20 protein-coding genes are annotated in these 19,693 nt (G+C 32.3%); 8 read left to right on the top strand and 12 right to left on the bottom strand.

The genetic code is table 11. From position 1 onward, the window contains the following. Positions 1 to 58: 58 nt before the first annotated feature. The 11 genes from LQ694_RS02630 to LQ694_RS02575 all read right to left on the bottom strand — a co-directional run bounded on the left by LQ694_RS02630 (position 59) and on the right by LQ694_RS02575 (position 11,105). The gene (locus LQ694_RS02630; protein WP_000248477.1) at positions 59 to 697 is read right to left on the bottom strand and encodes a DUF6037 family protein; all 639 of its coding nucleotides are present in this window, start codon (positions 695 to 697) and stop codon (positions 59 to 61) included. A gap of 55 nt (positions 698 to 752) precedes the next feature. Next, on the bottom strand, positions 753 to 1,253 hold the full coding sequence (locus LQ694_RS02625; protein ID WP_000425404.1) for an antirestriction protein ArdA: 501 nt from the start codon (positions 1,251 to 1,253) through the stop codon (positions 753 to 755). A gap of 60 nt (positions 1,254 to 1,313) precedes the next feature. Beyond that, on the bottom strand, positions 1,314 to 2,075 hold the full coding sequence (locus LQ694_RS02620; RefSeq protein ID WP_001565981.1) for an abortive infection family protein: 762 nt from the start codon (positions 2,073 to 2,075) through the stop codon (positions 1,314 to 1,316). Positions 2,076 to 2,134: 59 nt separating this feature from the next. Beyond that, complete coding sequence (locus tag LQ694_RS02615) at positions 2,135 to 2,356, bottom strand: hypothetical protein (protein WP_001009054.1); 222 nt, start codon at positions 2,354 to 2,356, stop codon at positions 2,135 to 2,137. Between the two features lie 283 nt (positions 2,357 to 2,639). Continuing rightward, positions 2,640 to 3,824, bottom strand: a complete 1,185-nt coding sequence (gene mobT, locus LQ694_RS02605) for a MobT family relaxase (protein ID WP_000426689.1) — start codon at positions 3,822 to 3,824, stop codon at positions 2,640 to 2,642. A gap of 181 nt (positions 3,825 to 4,005) precedes the next feature. Beyond that, on the bottom strand, positions 4,006 to 5,409 hold the full coding sequence (locus tag LQ694_RS02600) for an FtsK/SpoIIIE domain-containing protein (RefSeq protein WP_001130244.1): 1,404 nt from the start codon (positions 5,407 to 5,409) through the stop codon (positions 4,006 to 4,008). Between the two features lie 21 nt (positions 5,410 to 5,430). After that, positions 5,431 to 6,204 (bottom strand): Mom family adenine methylcarbamoylation protein, encoded by a 774-nt coding sequence (locus LQ694_RS02595; protein WP_000185761.1) that lies wholly within the window; start codon positions 6,202 to 6,204, stop codon positions 5,431 to 5,433. A 9-nt stretch (positions 6,205 to 6,213) separates the two neighbouring features. Then, positions 6,214 to 6,591, bottom strand: coding sequence for a YdcP family protein (locus tag LQ694_RS02590; RefSeq protein ID WP_001234191.1), 378 nt, complete (start codon positions 6,589 to 6,591; stop codon positions 6,214 to 6,216). 20 nt (positions 6,592 to 6,611) lie between these two features. Further along, positions 6,612 to 6,926 (bottom strand): YdcP family protein, encoded by a 315-nt coding sequence (locus LQ694_RS02585; RefSeq protein ID WP_000421279.1) that lies wholly within the window; start codon positions 6,924 to 6,926, stop codon positions 6,612 to 6,614. Positions 6,927 to 7,125: 199 nt separating this feature from the next. Continuing rightward, complete coding sequence (locus LQ694_RS02580) at positions 7,126 to 8,919, bottom strand: ATP-dependent helicase (RefSeq protein WP_000181735.1); 1,794 nt, start codon at positions 8,917 to 8,919, stop codon at positions 7,126 to 7,128. Continuing rightward, positions 8,916 to 11,105: an ATP-dependent nuclease gene (locus tag LQ694_RS02575; protein WP_000470931.1), complete on the bottom strand. Its 2,190-nt coding sequence runs from the start codon at positions 11,103 to 11,105 to the stop codon at positions 8,916 to 8,918. Before LQ694_RS02575 ends, LQ694_RS02580 begins: the two co-directional genes overlap by 4 nt. Positions 11,106 to 11,590: 485 nt before the next feature. Here LQ694_RS02575 and LQ694_RS02570 point away from each other — a divergent pair, with 485 nt between their 5' ends. The 7 genes from LQ694_RS02570 to LQ694_RS02540 all read left to right on the top strand — a co-directional run bounded on the left by LQ694_RS02570 (position 11,591) and on the right by LQ694_RS02540 (position 18,016). Next, positions 11,591 to 11,911, top strand: a complete 321-nt coding sequence (locus LQ694_RS02570; RefSeq protein ID WP_037589416.1) for an antibiotic biosynthesis monooxygenase family protein — start codon at positions 11,591 to 11,593, stop codon at positions 11,909 to 11,911. A gap of 189 nt (positions 11,912 to 12,100) precedes the next feature. Beyond that, complete coding sequence (locus tag LQ694_RS02565) at positions 12,101 to 12,883, top strand: hypothetical protein (protein WP_218696986.1); 783 nt, start codon at positions 12,101 to 12,103, stop codon at positions 12,881 to 12,883. Positions 12,884 to 13,053: 170 nt separating this feature from the next. Next, positions 13,054 to 13,815: a zinc ribbon domain-containing protein gene (locus LQ694_RS02560; protein WP_218696984.1), complete on the top strand. Its 762-nt coding sequence runs from the start codon at positions 13,054 to 13,056 to the stop codon at positions 13,813 to 13,815. 10 nt (positions 13,816 to 13,825) lie between these two features. Further along, complete coding sequence (locus LQ694_RS02555; RefSeq protein WP_196968554.1) at positions 13,826 to 15,175, top strand: TcaA NTF2-like domain-containing protein; 1,350 nt, start codon at positions 13,826 to 13,828, stop codon at positions 15,173 to 15,175. A 274-nt stretch (positions 15,176 to 15,449) separates the two neighbouring features. Next, complete coding sequence (gene isaB / locus LQ694_RS02550) at positions 15,450 to 16,028, top strand: immunodominant staphylococcal antigen IsaB family protein (RefSeq protein ID WP_196968553.1); 579 nt, start codon at positions 15,450 to 15,452, stop codon at positions 16,026 to 16,028. A 138-nt stretch (positions 16,029 to 16,166) separates the two neighbouring features. After that, positions 16,167 to 16,745 carry an ArsR/SmtB family transcription factor gene (locus LQ694_RS02545; protein WP_065381384.1) on the top strand — a complete coding sequence of 193 codons (579 nt, stop codon included), beginning with the start codon at positions 16,167 to 16,169 and terminating at the stop codon, positions 16,743 to 16,745. Then, the gene (locus tag LQ694_RS02540; RefSeq protein ID WP_196968552.1) at positions 16,745 to 18,016 is read left to right on the top strand and encodes an MFS transporter; all 1,272 of its coding nucleotides are present in this window, start codon (positions 16,745 to 16,747) and stop codon (positions 18,014 to 18,016) included. The genes LQ694_RS02545 and LQ694_RS02540 overlap by 1 nt, the downstream gene beginning before the upstream one ends. Before the next feature lies 1 nt (position 18,017). On the opposite strand, the gene LQ694_RS02535 is transcribed toward LQ694_RS02540, so the two are convergent. Next, positions 18,018 to 18,599 (bottom strand): alpha/beta hydrolase, encoded by a 582-nt coding sequence (locus LQ694_RS02535; RefSeq protein WP_196968551.1) that lies wholly within the window; start codon positions 18,597 to 18,599, stop codon positions 18,018 to 18,020. Positions 18,600 to 18,635: 36 nt separating this feature from the next. On the opposite strand from LQ694_RS02535, the gene LQ694_RS02530 reads away from it, so the two are divergent. Then, positions 18,636 to 19,598 (top strand): VOC family protein, encoded by a 963-nt coding sequence (locus LQ694_RS02530; RefSeq protein ID WP_070368818.1) that lies wholly within the window; start codon positions 18,636 to 18,638, stop codon positions 19,596 to 19,598. Positions 19,599 to 19,693: the final 95 nt, after the last annotated feature.

Raw genomic sequence — 19,693 nt, 5'->3', positions numbered from 1 at the left:
TTCCGTAAAAATAGAAAAAGAACAATCAAAATAGGTGATTGCTCTTTCAATGCTTTAACTATTCAATTTTATTTTTTGTCCATTTTGCAATAATACCTTCATCAGTTTCTTCATCATCTGGATTCATTGAATATCTGAAACTTAAATTGGTATCTGACCCTAATCGTTCATATAAGCTGGGTCTATACAATCTCGTTTTATTGTCATTAAAAGGACTTCGTTTTCCCAGCTCACCATTTCCCTTTAAAGGATTTCTTCTAACTGAAAAACAATATTTTTTTCTGGGATCTTCTGAATCACTTTGACTTAATGAGAAACACATGGCTTCTTTTTGGTCTTCATTTTTCTTCTCACTAACTTCTGTCGGAATAAATCGAGCAAGAGTTTGGCTAAATTGAAATAAAACATCTCCCAAGTTACTACTGTATTCGATACCAAAATATTCTCTTATTGTTTTCGTGTCTGTATATAATTTTACCGAATTAGCATAGACAGCTAGCATATCTGAAAAATCGTTTTCCTTTAAAAATTCTAGTTTTAACAGAGCATATTCTGGAACTTTTTCCTCTTTTTCAAATAGCTTAACAAGTACAATATAATTTTGCTGTTTGTAACGAAAGTAAAAGGAATCTATCACCCAGCCTTTATCTTTCATGTCTAGTTTTAATAGTTTAAGATTTTCAAATACATTTACCATAATTTATACCTCTCCGTGCTATTTATTAATTTAATTATAACACGGATTGTTAAACTTACTGACAATATTCAAATACCCCATGAGAGGTAACTAGGTAATTACCCTCTATTTCCATATCACGTCCCAAAGATTGGTAGTCAATATAATTTTGTAAATTGGAAGGGACTTCACCAAGCTGTCCTGTTTCTTCCACGTAATAACGGGCGACATCTTCCATCGAATCACAATCACTATAACAATGAATATCCTCTTTGTTTTCCAGTAATTCTTCCAAGCTACTAAACCACATGCCTTGAATTTCTTTGAGTTCATTATAAATAGGTGTACCTTCGATTTCTTGAATGGCTTCACATAGACGGTTGATTTCACTAATCGGCGTGTATTCGTCCACATCAAAAGGAAGCTCAAAATCATGTATTGCATATTCTTCGTAGTCCTCATTTAAACCGATTCTTTCTGCCATTTCTTCCTCATCAATTGGTGGAGTAAACCATGCTCCGACTAATTCACCTTCATTATACCGTCCTAAATTTGCCACATAGACTTTCATTTCCAATTCTTATCACATCCTTTTTATAAAAATAGTCATAAAAAAAGTAGCAATCAGTTAATGACGCTACTTATCAAGGTATCCGCTAATATAATCTGTAACTGTACTTGAAATACCTATTATTAGTTTTGCTTCTCTCTTTCCAATAATATTTGTATTAGGGTGTGCAAGTGAATGCCTATTTCTTGCTTCATTAAGAGAGCTAATCATTCCATTTGATGACCTTATCGTTGTCTTCACTATATCAGCAAGTTCAGTAGGTTGAATTTCTTTTTCAATTAATTGTTGTATCCTACTATATAATTTAGATAGATTTTCGTCTCTAGGAACTGTAATTTCATATTTTTTTAGTATTTCAATTAAATATCCATGAAAAGCAGTGTGAACTCTGTCAAAGGCACGTTGATATTCACCATTACTCATAAAAGACTCAGCGTCTTCAATAGCTTGTGAAACCACATCACTAATTTTCAACTGACTAAAGTTAATTACTTCGTAATTCTCTGGAAGTGGTACTAAAATAGTATCCACTAATACATTATCACCTTGTTTATCATATATGGAGCTTGCTGTCTGGGTAATCAAATCTTTATGACTTTCAAAAAAGTCTAAATCATCAAAAGGAACTCTTATTTTAAGATATGTGCAAAGCGTATTCCAGCCCTTTTTATATCCTTTATAATAAGTAAAATCGTCAGTCTCATCTAAAGTTACCTCTGATATTTTCATTTTAGAAACAATCTCGTTACCTCCTTCATAATAATTTGAAGAGCTCTTTCTTTCTAATGTTTTAATTAAAAGAGATTTAAATTGATCATTTGTAAACATATTCATAAATCCTTTCATAACAAAATATATACTTCCTATTTTATCATGAAAAATATCTGTTAAGCACCAATGATTCGGTTAAATAAGTTTAATAACACATCTTTCACGCCAGCTGCATTGAACACAAGTCCGACGGCGATTAGAGCAATAATCAAGAAGCCAATGAGTTTTGAAAATTCTCGTTTAAAACCTAAAAACAGTCCAATGACAACAATCGCTAACAATACCAATGACTGTGCATTATCCAAGAACCAGTTGTACAAATTCTGCCCAAAATTCATGTGATTGTCCTCCTTTCCTTAAGATATTTTTCTCGATAATAGATATAGCTTTTTACACGCCTTAATAATTGAAAAGGGGTTAAATGCTCTCCATAGACGGTTACTCGATTGGTATAATTATTATAAAATCTCACCTTGTAAAAATCATAGGTATAGATGGTATCACCAGCTTGCCGTTTTCCCTCAATAATGAGAGACGTATATTTCCCTGTATTTTGTATATACGCTTGAAACTCAATGCCACACTGAAACCCTAACTTCTTTAATTCTTTTGTTAAAAGGCTCATGTAATCAAATCCTCCATGGCTAGATGTTGTTGTTCAATTAATTTCTCATGTTTTTCTGTCAGTTTGGCTTCCTGAATCATGGTGGAGATAATGGTTGTACCGTTGAGAACATCTAAAATGCTTGCGATTTTTAATGTAGGGGCGACTTGATGATGTAACCAGTTCAATGTTCGTTCAAAAGAATAAGGCTCTGGCTGTGTGGTTAGGCGTAATGCTCCACGATTTTTACCGATAAACCATTCCCAACGTTCATTAGTTTTCCAATCACTCCGACGTTTAGTGTCGTCTTTATCTGCAAAGCGGATATAGCGATTGATAATTTCAAAGGCTGTTTTTTCCGCCTGTTGATGTGCCAATAAATCTTTCATGGCTTGGGTGGCTCGGTCATTTTTTAACCGAATTTCAAACCGATTCTTTACTTCTGCGTCTTCTAAGGGAACATCATTTTTCACGTATTGCTCATAATCTTTCTCATATATACAGAAATAGACTTCACTTTTTAATGAGCCAATATAAAGTGTGTTTCCCATGTATGGTTTTTCATCACGGTGAACCAATTCACCACTGCGATAATTTTTAAAGCTTCGAAAGACGGAAATGCATTCTTCCTGTTTACATTTCTTTGCCAAATCTGGAATATTCAAAATCCCTGTTTTATCGTTGATAGCTAAATCCAAGCGTTTGAAAATACCTTTATGTTCCATGCAATCTTGAAAGAAATCATACCAGCTCCGATGTTGAGCCAATAGAAAGTTTTCAAATTGCCGACAGCCTTTTCCTTTCAGTTCTAATAAAACACCTTTACTTACATCATGAGAGACTAGGACAACAATATCACCGAAACGATAGTGTTCGGGATAAGAATAATAGCCAAAGTCTTCGTGTAGCATATAATCCATATTCAAACGTAAAACCTCACCGATAATTTGAGCCACATCATTGGTAGGGAATCGAATCCGTACATAGTCGAATAACATCTCCAATGGGTTATCGGGATTGAAGCGTTCCAAAGCGTTCAGTAAATCTTCTTTCACCTGTTGAGTAGGGACTGCCTTGCCTGTTTCAATATCCGATAGGTAAGGTCTGGTAATATGAGAAGCAACCGCCAGTTTATTTTGAGAAACGCCATAAGCCAGTCGCTTTTCTTTCAATTCCTTAATCCAAATTTTTTCGTTTTCCATTCGCAAACCTCCAATCTAAAAAAGATGTAAACTATGACCCTTGAGTTTACACCTTTCATATTTTCCGCAATCCTTTGTACCATCAACATTGGTTGATGAGAATTGCCTGTTTTCAGTTGTATTTGTGCCCCCCTGTTAGATAGAGGGGGCTAAAGGATTGGCGTGGCTAACGCCACACCAATCAAAGCAAGTCTGAACCTGTACCTTTCACTTCGTGCGGTACAGGCTCAGATTGCTTTTTTTGAATGACTTTTCCTATTTCTCCTAAGAAATCGTACCTTTTTGGTACAAGGGGTGTATAAAACTCACTAATCACACTTTTTCCTGTATCCACGTAACCTCTTCCCTTGATGGGTTTTAAGAAAAATTGTTTTTGTGTATCGCTTCCGAACATCATACCAAAGCCCATTTCAGACATACGACCCAAAGCCACACGGAAGTTAAAGTTGTCCCGAATCCCATCACTAAAATATTTTGCGTCTGGACGTTGACAGGCAAGAATTAAAAAGAAGCCTGCTTGTCGTCCTAACATTACAATTTGTTTGAGTTTATGAATAACGGTGGTACTTTCACGACCTAGCATATCCATCATTGCCACATATTCATCAAAAATAAGAAAATTGGCAGACAAACCAAGATAAGCATAATTTTCTCCTGTTTTATAGTTAGGGTGTTGTTTCATGGTTTCACTGCGATCAATCATATCTTCGTAAAATTGATTGATACATGCCAACATATCTTCTTTACGGTAATAGACATTATTCATGACCGCCCCTAAGTCTGCCAAATCAGCATTTTTAGGGTCAAGAATATAAAGCTTTGCATTTGTATGCAGGAGAGATTCAATCAATGTGAGAATAAAATAGGATTTTCCACTACCAGTGCCCCCAGCAATTAACATGTGAGGGAGAGAATCGAACTCCCAATAGACCGATTCCATCAATTTGACACGTCCATCTTGAGCTACCACGTCTTCAATGCCAATTCGATTGCCAATAGTATCATAAAGTAGGACATACTCTACATAAGAATCTTTCAACGTTTTTTCCACTAATTCACAATACAATCCTGTTTCTAGTTTGTTTTCTAGGTGCAAAAGCTGATCTTGATATTTCCCTAAGGTGATTTCTACATGAATATGGATTAGTCCATCTTTCATTCGATAATATATTTTAGGAAAATGGCGGATTCGTTGTTTGGTTTTCTTGCTGGGTAAATCTTTAAAGAATCCCTCTGATTGAGTTTCTTCGGCTTCATACCAATGATTTTCTAAAATCATACGAGCTAACTTTTGACGGTGCTCTAACTGTTTTATAGAATCTATACGATAGTGATAATAAAGCCAGCTGATAAGTCCGCATACAAAAAGAGCAGTGAGAATACTGCTCCAAAAGTATGGCGTATGAAGTTGATAGAAAAATGTATCTAACTGAACTGCTTGCCAGTTCACCGATTGTAACGCTCTCCAATGAAAAGGGAGTAGGACGACTAGAAAAACTACCAGCAATGAAATTAGTACAAAATGATAGACCAAGTGCTTATCGTTGGCTTTGATTCGCTCTCCTCTGTCATGAAGCAATGGCATAAAAATCCTCCTTTCCACCTATCAAAATAATTGTGTATTGTAGATACGAGCCTGTTTATCAAAAGTTGGTTGAGAAATGGCTTCATATTTCTGATAAGCGATTCGCTTTTCAAAGCGTAAATTTTTTTCTTTCGGATAATAATGACGTCGATAGAGAGTGTGTCCTAACAGTTTTTTCGCTTCTTTTGTCAACGGATAGAGATAGCGAAACATGCGTCCATTGATTTTCTCAATCCCTTTGTATTCGCAAAATGCCTGGGAAAGCCAATGCTTTTTCTCTACCTGTTCAAAGCGAGCATTTTCCTCTAATAAAAGGCGAGCACTTCGAGGGTGTATCTTTTCCCATGACTGCTTATCACGATAGACACTTGTCTTGAAATACCCGCAGTAAAAGAAGTTGGACGCTTGATAGACATAGCCACATTTTCCCTCAATTCCATCTGCCAGTGTATATAAAAAATGACAGTCCGTATGTTCTTTCAACCACTTAATTAGAGCTGAAAGAGCTTGACTGCCAAAATAATTGGTTTGATTCATTTCTGGAAGAAAACACATCTTTCCAATTTCTAAATAATCTGTGGTTTGAAGGGAACTGTCGGGAAAGAGTTTGCGTATGGTTTGTAGGGGTTGCGTACCCCAGCCTAATTCCACAACGCCTAATAATTTTTCTTCTGAAAAAATCCCTAGAAAGTATTTACACAATCTAGGGAGTATCTTTGAATAATGGTATTGCCGAATAAAAGAAATGGCTTCATCTTTCGGAATTTCTTTCAAAATCAATGGTGTGTTTGTCATAAGCAACACCTATTTTTCACTTTCGGACGCTTCTTTTTTATATTTCTGATGAGGTTTTGTCTGTCCTTTTAATACAAGATCGTCTGCTTTCACGTACCAATCAACGTCTGCCCCTCGAAAAGTAGCCGTCGCTACGGTATCTGCCACAGGATTGATTAATTCCACTTCTGCGTTGTAGTCAAATTCTTTCAAAGGAACAGAAGCGGGGATACTGACTTGTATCATGCGTCCTTGTCCTTTTGATTTTAAGTCATAGGTACGTTCTTTAATTTCTTCGGAAACCGTACCATCTTCATTCTGGATACGAACCTCACGACGCAAGGCGGAAAATTTCAATGTGCCAAATGTCTGGTCTTTTTCAATCACAATACCTTCTGCTAATCTCATATTTTTTCACCTTTCCTTTCTTATGCTTTCACCATATCGTCTGCGTGCATAATGTAATTGGTAAATCCTCGATTGCCAATTTTATAACCTTCTGCGGTAATATGTGGGTTGATGAGTTTGACTTTTTCGTCGGATTCAAAATGTTTCTCGCCAGCTTCGGAGGGAAGAATGACAACAATATCATCTGCTCGTTGAATCGTTGAGTATAAATTGTAACTACGAGAGAGAATGGTTGGTCTGCCATTTATTCGACGTTGTTCAATGTTCCCTTCACCAGCATATTCTAATTGTCCAAATGTTTTTTCCATATTGGGAATGACATATTTAAGTTCCATATTTTTACCTATCCTTTCTGTTTTTATGTTTGAATGAATCTTATTTGTGTGATGGTTTTAAAGGGGGGAGAGCGACCTTTTGATTCTTGATTTTTTATTTTCATAAGTTCACTTCCTTTCAAAATTGGGTAAAAAAATAGACGCTCCGTACTGAGCGTCCGATTCCTACTATATTTAAAACAACGACTACCTAGGTATTTTAAATATTATAATCAAATTCTATTTTATCTAATAATTGAGTGGGATAAAGCAAGTCTCCTTTACTCGTAAAATAACCCACCTCTGAGAAAAGAAATAAATTATTTTTTGCTCTTGAACAAATTACGTATAGTAGTTTTCTCGCTGAACTAATTCCTTTATCAGAAACATTAAAAATTTCATTCCAATGAGGAATTTTCCCGTTTAGAAGATTAATAGCGATAACAGTATCATACTCATTTCCTTTAACTTTATGTGCTGTAGTAAGTGTGATACCATCTCGAGATTTAAACATCTTCTTAAAACTAGATACACTACTAGATAATGAATTATTTTTTATCCGATCTTCTACTTCGTTAATAAAAAATAGATAGTGCTTAAAAATAGACGGGTAATTTTTCTCGTCAATATTAAGATTAACAAATATATGTTTGGTAACAAATTTGTATAAATCAACACCGTTGTCGTCTCCACTATACATTCTTTTCACACTGTTTATTAGCTGTAATAAATCTAAGTCAATAAAATAATCTTTAACTTCTATTCCAAATTCATTTTTTAATATAATTAAAATATCGTTTGCAATTAGCTTTCTTCTTCGAACCTTTTCACCTGATTCAGTAAAGTACAAAATTGCTAACTTGAAAAATAAACTATGATTATTTACCTTAATTGGTGATATATTTATAGCATCAAAATTGCAATACGGTAATTCTTTCTTTAAATACTCACCCAGTGAAAACAGAGGATAGTGTTGAGGAGCAAGTACACAAATATCTTTTTCATGAATGCCGCTTTCAATCTTTTCCTTTATTATATTTTTTATTATGTTGGGTAAATCCTCCTTAGTAACTTTGCAATCATAACTTATAAAACCACGGTCGTTTTTATTATTCCCTCTGCTTTCAATCTCGTAAGGACAACTCTGAAAATTAGAGTAGAAGTCTACTAATCTCTGATTAGACCTGTAACAGCCATGTAGCGTCTTTGATTGAAAAGTGTGACTAGTTAGCATTTCTAGTTCTTCAACTGATTTAGCTATACCATCTAATGATCCATAAATTGCTTGGTCAATATCTCCAACAAACATTGACTGAATTTGAGGGTTGTTTTGAAGTAATTTAGCTATTACATTGTATTGTAATTCTCTAGTATCTTGAAATTCATCCACATAAATCGCCCTTATATTACTAGCAATATTACGTGCAACGTTACTGTTTACAGTTAAAATTTTATACGCTACTAGTAAAATCATATCAAAATCAATTTCTTTATTTTTTTCCAACATAGTGTGATACATTTCAGAAACTTGAGTATACTGAACTTCATTAATTTTAAAATCATGAGAAAGTGACAAATCAATTTTGTTCAGTTCATACGTTTTGAGATTTAAATTCAGCATATTATTAATTTGGCTGACGTAAGCTCTTTGAGTATAATCATCAATAATTGTAAATCCTTTTGATACTCTTGAGAGATTCATTTTAAAAGGATAAATAATAAATTCAAGACAAAACTGATGTATTGTCCCCACCCAAATATTAATATCATCATCTATACTAAGTAAACTTAGGCGTTCCTTAATTTCTTCAGCAGCTCTATTAGTGTATGTGATAGCAATTATTCTTTTTAGTGATCCATCGTGTTTAATTGCTTGGTAAGCAATTTTCCTTGTAAGTACCCTTGTTTTCCCACTCCCAGGACATGCATTTACATAAAGGTTATCTTCACTTTCCACAACATCTTTTTGTTCTAAATTTAAATCATTTACGATTTTTTCGAAGATATTTGTCATTTTGAAACCTCAGCATAAAGTATTTTTGTGTAATTTTCTATCTGATTGATTAGATACACAACATCCTCATCTTTACCAAAGTACTCTAATAAAGAAATTATTGCTATATTCAAATCAGCTGTATCACTTGTTTTTAAACTAGCTGATAAAGCTGACAATTCTGTAGTTTCCTCGTACAAGTCGATTGTATGGAGTAGAATTTTTTTATAAATTGAGAGATCTACTATTTCCTGACATGCAAAAGCAATAGCATTAAGAATATACTTAGGAATTTTGATTAAAAAGTCAATTTTTTCACCTAACTCAATTGCAAACCACCCCTTACCAACATGATTGGCTAGTTTTAACATCGCTAAATTTCTTTCTAAATATTGTTCACTTTGTATTTCTTCTTTATAAGCAGTTATTGTTTTTTTATCTTTGAATGCGTCATCTATAATTGGACTGACATAAGTTAGAATATTTTCTTTATTCACATCTAAAAACTCAATTTCAAATGTTGTATTAGCATAAAAACAATTAACCCAATTGTTTTCATTAAAAAGGGAGGATAATTTTTCTTTTCTTGCTTGACCTTTCTCTTGTGCAGTGCTTTTATACAATCGATGTTCTGATGGGATTGCCTGTTCATCTAAATCAGTTACAATAGCACACTTTCTCTGTATTCTATCATCGTCAAACAAGCTAGCGATATATTCAAACGAAGTACTACCAACATTAATCAAACCTATTCCAAGTTCGTCTAAGTTTATACCAAATAATTTTTTTACTATTTGAGGAATAAGTATTTCTTCAGCATCTCCTTCAACTAAGATAACACCTTTAGAAAAAAGCAATCCATTTCTTTTAACATCTAAATATCTCTCTACTGCGTTTATTAGATTTAGATTGTTCTTTTTTAACTTTTCTTTAGCAAATGAGTTCAGATTATTTGCTGGATTCATAACGATAGATTTGCCATTAAACGATTTTAATACATTCATCCGAGATATTTCAGACACTTCAGCTAAATGTACAGAATGTGTGGTCATGAGAATCTGAGTATAGTTTTTTTGAAGATTTAATCCTTCGAACAGAGTTTTTTGAATATGATGATGAATATGAGCTTCTGGTTCTTCAATCAACATAATATTAAGTAGTTCTCTTGAACGACACGCTTCAAATTCGACTATTTTCAAAGCTAAATAAATCATATTTAGATGTCCTAACCCTAGTAAGTCTAAGTCGATATTTTGTTCTGGCTTCATTGAAAGAAATTTTGCTAAAGAACCCATATCATCTGACATAGTTGAGGAAAGAAGAAGATTAGGAGAATACACTGAACCAATTATGCTATTTAGTTGCCGATTAATATTTTCGCCAATTTTCCTAATTTCAGGAACACTGGTAATAGTCTCATTTAATTGCTGTATAATTGTTTTTAATGACTCAACATTATCTGATGATATTTTTGATTCAATTGTTTCCATGATTCTTTTGACAGGGTTTCGATTGTTTTTCATTTCTCTAAGAACATCTCGAAGAGCGTCAACATAAACAACCGAAATATGCTTGAAAATATCTGACATGTCAATTCTTGAGCCCAAAAGAGCTTCATCGTCTTCTTCAGGATTACTAGCTATATTGTCATTGAGTCTTCCTACCAATTTATCATAATTTTCATTGATACAGAAATTTAGATTTGATTTAGATGTGTAGTAAAATTCATAGTCGGATAGACGAATAGAATTTCTAAATTCGTTAAATTGATGAGAGTCTAATTCAGTGGAAATATCAAATAATTGCTTTCTAATAGCTTTGTTAGGTCTAATAAATAGAGAAATACTACCTACACCTTTATCTGCATTTGAAATCAATTCTTCTAAGATTGTTTGACTTTCAGAATTTAAAGAAATGGAAGCACAAATCTCATTGTCAAATTCTTCTTCGCTGATTCCTTCAAATGTCGCAGAGATAATAATCCAATGCCCTTGCCACCCATTTTGAATTCCATGAAAAAAATCTGATTCTTTCAGTGTTTTACTACTATAGTAATAACTATCATCTAATAAGATTCTCAATGCAGTAAGAGCATTGGTTTTCCCTGAATCATTCTCACCTATAATAGTATTTGTCTCATTATCGAATCGAAAGATTTCGGATTCATAATTTCTAAAATTTCGAATTTGAAGAGTAGATATAAACATAAGCAGATCTCCTAACTATTTAATTAATATGATTATATAGTAAGTTTATCATAAATTATGTTAGTAAAAGTTCTCATTATAACAATTGGGTTAAAAAGAAAATAGATAGTATTCTACCTCATATTTATTTGAAAGTAATATATAAAAGACGTTCAAATTCGAACGCCTCTCGTTAACCAAATATTGGATTCAGAATCTAGTTTTCATATATAAACAGAGTATGATTAGGTGCAAAAATTGCACTTTTATTGCACTTTTATTTTTATTTATAGTGTTTTACTGTTCTGTATATTGTTTTAACTCCCTTGATAGTATCGCATTCTGTTTTATACACTTTACGTTGAAAACAGAGTGGGAGTAAGATATATTAAACACCCCTTTAACCTTAACGGTTAGAGGGGTGTTTATATTTTCATAAAGCGTTTCATATGTTTGTAATTTTTATTTTTGATATATTGAATTATATAGACAAGGAGGCGTTATGAATGTTTGTTGCACAAGCAATTTTTTCTACTAAGGATGAGGCATCTAAGGCTATATTAGATAACAAAGCTAGTCATGCTAAACAAGATTTTGAAGGCTTTGAGGGCTTTATTGATGCACAAGTTTGGAAGTCTGAAACGGGAAGCAAGTTAGAATATGCGATTGTTTCTAAATGGAATGATAAGAAAGATTTTCAAGCTTGGATTTCTAGACCTTCTCATGTTGAAGAGCATAAAAACATGAGTAAAGAAAAGAAAGAAAACGAAGAAGCGAAAGTTTCAAAAATCGAAAAGCAAATTAAAAAATACGAACTTGTAGATTAATAAGTAAGTTATTTTAATGAGCTTTATAAAATAAAAATCACGAGTGATTTTAGGTGGATGTTCACCTTTAGTCACTCGTGATTTTTTGTAGAAGTCATCCTTTTTTCTGTAAATTTTTGTATAATAATAGAGAACTTAAGTATATTAATAAATTCCTAAGTTATAATTTGAAACGTTTATTAGGAGGGAGTGGCGATTAAAAAGTTACTAGTCTTATTATGTATATTTATCGTAGTTGTGGTCGGTGTGATGCTGTTTATATCAAGTGGTAGAGATAGTGATCGTGATGTTCGGAATTTCACTTCTAAAAATGGAACGGAAGGTGAATATTTAATTTATCCTGTTAAGGACGCTAAGGGGATATTAGTGTGGTTACATGGTGATGGTGCTTATGAGTTTCATCATCCTGATTCAGAAGTTTATTTAGCTGGGAAAGATGGCATTCGTCAAGTTGCTAAAGAAAAGGGGTTAACTTTAGTTGTACCGAAGTCTGTTAACGATGAAGAGCAATGGTGGAAGAATGGAGAAGCCAATGTGCAATATTTGGTTGAATTGATTTCTTCTTTACCAAATCATGAAAAATTATGGATAGGTAGCTTTTCAGGTGGTGCAGAAACAACTGCATATTGGATGTTAGATAAATTACCAGAACTAAATGTTCAATCTGGCGGCGCTATAATGTTTGGTGGAGGAGGCTCTCCAAAGAAAGAAGGGATTGCCACTCATATAGAAAAGTCACAACATGTTAAAGGATCATTTCCATTAACATGGATTGTTGGAGAAAATGATCACGTAGGTGGAAAAACTGAAGATGACCCATTTGATGCTTTCGCTACAAGTAAAGAAGGTGAAGCATTCTACGCTCAAGAAGGTTGGGTAACAAAGAGGGTTGTCTTAAAACATTACAGTCACGTATTGGCAAATGGAGAAGTCGGACTGTACGGGAAATATTTAAGAGAATATATTGATTGAAAATTACCAATTCATATTAAATATTTATTAGTTTCTAGAGTTTATATATAACTAAAGCTGTATTACTTAAAATTAATATTATGAATTTTTAGATTTATTTGAATTTACCATCTTAATTTTAATTTATTTATGCTAAAATTATATATAAATATATATAAGGAGTGTTTAATATGAATTGTCCTAAATGTGGTTCACCTGTTATGCAAGATGACAGATTCTGTGGCGAATGTGGTGAAAAGTTAATGCAGTCTAATGGAAACACGACTGCAGTAGAATCAACTAATAATGAAAAAGTTGAGAAGTTTAAAAGTTCTTTAAATACATATAAAAATGAAACCTTAAATGAGAGTAAAGGTTTCTTTAAAAATATTTTTACGAATTTAGATCAAGAGATTTCAAGTGCACACACATATAGTTATAAGTTTATAGCTTCTTTAGTAGGTGCTGGTATTCTATTACTATTAATTTTCTTGTTAATTATAGTACCTGCAGATATAAGCTTTTTTGGACCATCTAAATCAAGTTTTGTTTTCAGTGTTTTATTTTCAATCATTTTCAGTTTAGCACTATTGTTTGCTATAACTTTAGGTATTGTTAAACTGTTGAATACAAATATTAACGTGCATAAAGTATTATCAGACTTTGTTTCATTTAATTTATTTTCAACAGGATTTTTCTTTGTTGGATTATTATTTGCACTCATTAAAGTACCAAGCTTCGCAATGATATTAATTTTGTTAAGTATTTTATTATTTGTAGTATCTCCTATCTACTTAATGACGAAATATAGTAATCAATTTAACTTCCGTTTTCAAGTGGTGTACGGCATTCTTATTTACTTTGTTGTTGCATCGATTATATTACGTATATTAGTAGAAAAATCAATTTCGGATTCTCTAGATATAGTCAATTCGTTATTAACTGATTATTAGGAGGTAAGCCATGAAATATTGTAAAAATTGCGGGAATAAACTTTCTGATGGTCAAAAGGTATGTACACAATGTGGTACGCCTGTAGTTCAAGAAAATCAAACGAATCAGAATGTTGAACATAAGAAAATGAATAAAAAACCACTGATAATTATTGCTATCATAGCATTACTGTTATTGTTAATATTTGCCGTTTATAAAGTCGTTGAATCACAACTATCTCCTGTCAAAGAAGCTGAAGAAATTGCTTCAGATATTAAAAAAGGAAATACTAAATCTTTAAAAAATCATTTGAAATTTAATAATCGTGATTTAAGTCAAACAGAAAGTAGAGCTTTTTATGATTATGTAGTTGAAGCGGATAGTTCTGATAGATTTGCTGATGAGGTTGAAAGCCAAGTGAAAGATATGAAAGATAGTGATGCGGAAAGTACTTCTATAAGTGCTGGAGAACAGCCTGTCATTCAAATTAAGAAAAATGGTAAGAAATATAGCATCTTTGATAACTATGAATTTGAAGTTGTAAAAGAAAGTGTTTCAATACAATCAGATTCAGATAGTACAATTACTTATGACTACAATGGTAAAAAGAAAAACATCAAATTATCTAAAGATAACGATAAAGTATTTGCAACACTGCCAATAGGTAATTATCATTTAGATGCTACTAAAGCGATAGATGATAAGAAATTTAAAGGTGAAGTTATTGTTAACATGGTGGATTCATCTGAAGTAGTAGAGAATTTCAAACAAAAAAATGTTAAAGTAAATATCGACTCAGAACATAGCTATGGCGAGGAAGATGTAGATATTTATATCAATGGAAAGAAACGAGGTACTTATCAAACATATGATGAAACAACATATGGCCCGTTCTTACCAGATGAAAAAGTAGCCATATATGCACAAACTAAAGTAAATGATAAAGTATTTAAGACAAATATTGTTAATGTCACAAAAGCCGATGACGGTGAAGATGAAATAACGGTGAATCTTTCATTTGATGATGATGCAATCAAAGATTATAAAGAAAATGAAGAATTAAAAGACGATGTACAAACATTTATGGAAGATTATACTGATGCATTAAATGAAGCATATGAGGAAGAAGACTACATGTATGTATCTAGTTATATTAAGAGTAGTTCAGATACGGCAGATCATATAGAAAATGTTGTTGAAGAAGGCGGTAGTACAGAGTTCTCTACACCTAAAGTGACAAAGTATGATAAAAAAGGTGACACCATTACAATTGAAACAGAAAAGAAAGACCAAAATGGTAAAAGTATTAAATCTAAATACGTATTAGATTATGATTCAACATTCTCTGACTTTAAAATTAAAGATTATACAGATATCTAATTTAATCAATAGAGTTTAGGATCTAAGGCATTAGTATTGTCTTAGATTCTTTTTCTATATTTTATATATAAGAATATAGCACTATTTTCACTTGAAATTATATATGTATGTTGTATCATGAAGGTGAATAATTACACTCAAGAAATTTTAATATAAATTTGAGGGGGTGATAATTACAAAGCTAGGATTTGGAGATTGTTATAGTTGCGTTGATTGAATGTTTAAACGAGAAGTTATCGCAAGTAAGTACTCAAAATTTAAGGAGTGATTGATTATGCGTAAAGTAAGTAAAGTACTTTCAGCAACGGTCGTCTTATCAACACTTGTAGTAGGGTCTTCAGCGGTGCCTATCACAAATAGTAGTTCAGATGTTCAAGCAGCAGAAAAAGTTCAAGAATGGGGTCATGGTGAAGGTGGAAGCGGTGTTAGTACAGAAAGTGCTGCAGATACACAATCGCAAATACCATGGTATAACTATGAAGGCTATACAACATATGATCCAACATTTACATTAGATTATAATTTTGTTCGTGCAATGAAATATGATAATTTTACGCTCAATGGCTATAAAGCAAATCCAAAAGCTAACCAAAACCATGCTTATACAGTAGATTCTTATGGTTCTCAAATAGATTTTAATGAGAAAGATCAAGTTATCCAAATGGAATTCAATACAAAACCACACGCAGTCACTAAAGCACAATTTAAAAAAGCGCACGCATCAAATGATAGTACAGCAGAAGGAAAATCTGAAGATGGTGGTACATTCATACCTTATAATACGAATAACGGCGCTTATAAAGCCTACTTTGATAAAGATGGTTATTTAACACATATCCGTATTGGTCAATAGTGTATGATGATGTGACTGATTATATATAAAGAATAGACAATCCTCTAAACTTTTGGTTTAGAGGATTGTTTTAATTCGATTGATTTATTTTTATTAATCGGTTAAAATAAATTAACCGTAAATAGAAGGAGAGATTTCATGCAATCAAATCGATTTGAAATAAATACATTCGAGGAACTGAAGTGTATATCTGATCAATTACGAATGAAAATATCTATGCTATTGATAGAACGAGAAATGACTGCAACGGAAATTGGGAAACATTTGAATATTCCAAAGGCTAAGATATTTTACCATTTGAAAGAACTTGAGAAATATGGAATGGTAAAAATCAATCGTACAGAGGTTAAAGGAAGTAATGTTTACAAATATTATGTAGCAACTCATAACGGATTTAAAGTGAATCCTCAACTATTAAATGAATATCGAGATGAAGTGTCAGATTCAACAAAAGATATGGTAACTTCACAGATTAATCGAACAATTGATGTGTTAAATCAATATGGTTTAATCATGGATGATGAACAGTTAATATCAAAGACTGTACAAGCGAAGTGGTCTCAGAATCAGTTCGATACATTTAAGCAAAAACTTGATGCATTAATTGATGAAGTAGATCAACAATCCAATGATGAAGATGAATCATATTATTATTTGAATGTAATTGGATTTGAAATGAGAGATAAAGTCTTTAATCGTGAGGAGAATGATGATTAATGAGAGCACTCTTAAAACATACTGACTTTATGCAACTCATTTTTGGACGAATATTAACCAATACTGCAGATAGTATTTATTTTATTACGACTATGTGGTTAATTTATGATATAACAAAAAGCTCTGCACTTACAGGGCTTTTAAGTAGTTTGATATTAGTACCGAAATGTTTACAGATGCTTTATGGGCCAATTATTGATCATTTTAGTTTGAAGAAAATTTTGATACATTCTCAAACGATACAAGCAGTCTTAGTGGGTATAATTGCTGTTCTCCTATTCTTTCACTATGAAAATGCTATACTTATTATTATTCTTGTTGTGACAGCAGCAATGGTTGGTGAAATTTCTTATCCTATTAGTAATAAGCTAGTGCCAGTGTTATTACCTAAAGATAAAATTGTGTCAGGTAACGCAATGATGTCATTTTCTAATCAAAGTATGGATTTAGTATTAAATACAGTCATTACGATATTGATTTCTTTAGTCAGTATATATACGTTATACGTTATGAATACAATTATTTTTATAAGCGCAGCAGTTATATATGCGATGATAAAAGTTAAATCTCAAAAATCTACTGGTAGTACATTGGATTTTAAAACATATATGAATTCATTAAGTGAAGGTTTATATACAGTGAGACATTCATTATTGTGGATATTCCAGATTGGCGCATTTGCAGTTAACTTTGGAATTGGCATGGTTTATACAGCACTACCTGTTTTATCTCACTACCTTAATCAACCAATATATTATGGATTGTTTTTATCTGCTATATCATTAGGTATGGTATTATCAACGCTAGTTGTTGGATATGTTAAGAAATATCCATTTGGTAAATTGATGGTAGTAACTTTTATTTTATCAGGTGTTTTTCTATTGTTAGGTTTTGTAACACCTATTTATATATTTATAATTTTGTTTGGCTTAAGTTGGTTATCTGTAGGATTGGCGAATATTTTATTCCTGTCAGCTGGCCAAGCAATCATTCCAGAGTACATCTTAGGAAGAATAACTTCAATTACAAGTAGTTTAGGTGTCATTGGTTTACCTTTAGGAAGTCTAATAGGTGGGTTTTTACTAGAATTAATGAACCCAATTGCTTTAATCAGTATAACAGGTTGCTTTTTTATTGTTTTGGGGATTATTTGGCTAGTGCATCCAAAACTTAATAAACTAAGACCTATTGATTTATTAACTTTGGATGATTTTGAAATAAGTGTAGATAATAAGAATATTGATATAAAAAACGATGCTCTAGGAAGTTAAATTAGAGCATCGTTTTAATGTGTTCAATTTCTGGTTCTTCTAGTTCGTGTGCGCCGTCGAGTAGTTCGAATTGAACGTTTTTAAATAATGGTTTAAGTTGTTCTGATAGTGCTTTTACTTTACCGGGTATTGTTAAATAATCATTTGAACCTGTCGTGATAATGACGGATGTTTCTTTATAAGTTTCCGTAATATGATAGTCGAGGTCTGATGGGTGCAGTAATAAGATTTGATCAACTTTAATAAGGTATTGTTCCAGTAATCCCAATATGAAATTCGCACCGTTTGAATAACCTAAAAATATGACTTCTTCATAATCGTGTTCTTCGATAAATGTATTCCAAAAATCTATAAAAGATTTCGTTTGTTGTTCGAAGTCATGTCGGTCTAATGTGTTGTTCTGAAGCGGTGCAAAGAAACGTCTTTCTTGTCCTTCGCCAACACTACCTTGTAATCCTAAAACGTTCGCTTCAGGATTTAATATACTTGAAAAAGGAAGAAGTTGGTATTGATTGCCACCTGTTCCATGAAAAAGTACAATTAAAGTATTGTTATTGGGATTTTCTTGTAAGAAATATTCCATTTTATCTCCTCCATAAATGTGAAAGGGCTGTTGTTTATGAATCACAATTCAATTATACATCATGTATCTATTATAAATCATGATGCAGAAGAATCATTTAATTTTTATCGTAATATATTAGGTCTTAATTTACTAATGAAGACTGTTAATCAAGAGAACTATGAAATGTATCATGTGTTCTTTGCGGATAAATATGGACGACCAGGTACAGAAGTGACGCTTTTTGAAATGAAAGAAGGTAAAGATAATCAGTTTGGTGCTAATGCATTTGATCGATTACTTTTTAAAGTGCCTTCTGTAGAATCGTTGAAATATTGGGAAGCACGATTTGATGAATATGAAGTGTGCCATTACGGTATTGAAGTTTACACTGACCGCAGTCTAATTCGCTTTGAAGGACCGGATAATACACCACTCGGTTTAATCGTCATTTCTGAACAAGAAGATGTCCATCAATTTAATAGAGATGAAAAAAGTACTGTGCCAGTAGAATATCAAATACTTGGTCTAGATTCTATACATGCACGTGTTAGATATCCTAAAGCAAGTATAGAACATTTCCAATCATTATATAATTGGGCATCAGCAGGTCAACATACATTCTTTGATACAGATTTAACTGTAGAGATTTTGCATAATCGTAATCAAGATATGTATCATGAAATACATTTTATTTATGACACATTTAATCCAATTGAAGATCAAGGATTTGGTGGGATACATCACGTTGCTATTTCAGCTGAAGACGAAGGTGAATTGCAAGAAGTTGAAACAGCTTTAGATAAATTAAATATGGTCCATTCCCCGATTAAAAATCGAGGATTCTTTAAATCAATTTACTATAGAGATCCAAATCAATTGCTATTTGAAGTTGCGACTTTAAAGCTTAATATGAAAGAAATTGCCTTTGAAGACAAAGCATTTCAAGACATCCCGTTATACTTACCAGAACATTTAGAAGAGAAACGCGCATATATAGAAAATCAATTACAAAAATAGAATTGAGTAAAATAAGGTATTTTATATAATACAAGTATTTGAAATACGATATATATAACCATATAATATAATTAACATTGAATATTATATTTGAG

This window comes from Mammaliicoccus sp. P-M58 (genome assembly GCF_022386165.1).
Taxonomy (GTDB): domain Bacteria; phylum Bacillota; class Bacilli; order Staphylococcales; family Staphylococcaceae; genus Mammaliicoccus; species Mammaliicoccus sciuri.
The sequence above is the reverse complement of the archived record's forward strand: the minus strand, read 5'-3'. Positions and strand labels throughout refer to the sequence as shown.

Excerpts from the sequence above, each read along its gene's own strand:
- LQ694_RS02630 (WP_000248477.1), bottom strand. The coding sequence starts at position 697 with ATGGTAAATGTATTTGAAAATCTTAAACTATTAAAACTAGACATGAAA.
- LQ694_RS02620 (WP_001565981.1), bottom strand. The coding sequence starts at position 2,075 with ATGTTTACAAATGATCAATTTAAATCTCTTTTAATTAAAACATTAGAA.
- LQ694_RS02615 (WP_001009054.1), bottom strand. The coding sequence starts at position 2,356 with ATGAATTTTGGGCAGAATTTGTACAACTGGTTCTTGGATAATGCACAG.
- mobT (WP_000426689.1), bottom strand. The coding sequence starts at position 3,824 with ATGGAAAACGAAAAAATTTGGATTAAGGAATTGAAAGAAAAGCGACTG.
- LQ694_RS02600 (WP_001130244.1), bottom strand. The coding sequence starts at position 5,409 with ATGCCATTGCTTCATGACAGAGGAGAGCGAATCAAAGCCAACGATAAG.
- LQ694_RS02595 (WP_000185761.1), bottom strand. The coding sequence starts at position 6,204 with ATGACAAACACACCATTGATTTTGAAAGAAATTCCGAAAGATGAAGCC.
- LQ694_RS02590 (WP_001234191.1), bottom strand. The coding sequence starts at position 6,591 with ATGAGATTAGCAGAAGGTATTGTGATTGAAAAAGACCAGACATTTGGC.
- LQ694_RS02585 (WP_000421279.1), bottom strand. The coding sequence starts at position 6,926 with ATGGAACTTAAATATGTCATTCCCAATATGGAAAAAACATTTGGACAA.
- LQ694_RS02580 (WP_000181735.1), bottom strand. The coding sequence starts at position 8,919 with ATGACAAATATCTTCGAAAAAATCGTAAATGATTTAAATTTAGAACAA.
- LQ694_RS02575 (WP_000470931.1), bottom strand. The coding sequence starts at position 11,105 with ATGTTTATATCTACTCTTCAAATTCGAAATTTTAGAAATTATGAATCC.
- LQ694_RS02570 (WP_037589416.1), top strand. The coding sequence starts at position 11,591 with ATGTTTGTTGCACAAGCAATTTTTTCTACTAAGGATGAGGCATCTAAG.
- LQ694_RS02560 (WP_218696984.1), top strand. The coding sequence starts at position 13,054 with ATGAATTGTCCTAAATGTGGTTCACCTGTTATGCAAGATGACAGATTC.
- LQ694_RS02555 (WP_196968554.1), top strand. The coding sequence starts at position 13,826 with ATGAAATATTGTAAAAATTGCGGGAATAAACTTTCTGATGGTCAAAAG.
- isaB (WP_196968553.1), top strand. The coding sequence starts at position 15,450 with ATGCGTAAAGTAAGTAAAGTACTTTCAGCAACGGTCGTCTTATCAACA.
- LQ694_RS02545 (WP_065381384.1), top strand. The coding sequence starts at position 16,167 with ATGCAATCAAATCGATTTGAAATAAATACATTCGAGGAACTGAAGTGT.
- LQ694_RS02540 (WP_196968552.1), top strand. The coding sequence starts at position 16,745 with ATGAGAGCACTCTTAAAACATACTGACTTTATGCAACTCATTTTTGGA.
- LQ694_RS02535 (WP_196968551.1), bottom strand. The coding sequence starts at position 18,599 with ATGGAATATTTCTTACAAGAAAATCCCAATAACAATACTTTAATTGTA.
- LQ694_RS02530 (WP_070368818.1), top strand. The coding sequence starts at position 18,636 with ATGAATCACAATTCAATTATACATCATGTATCTATTATAAATCATGAT.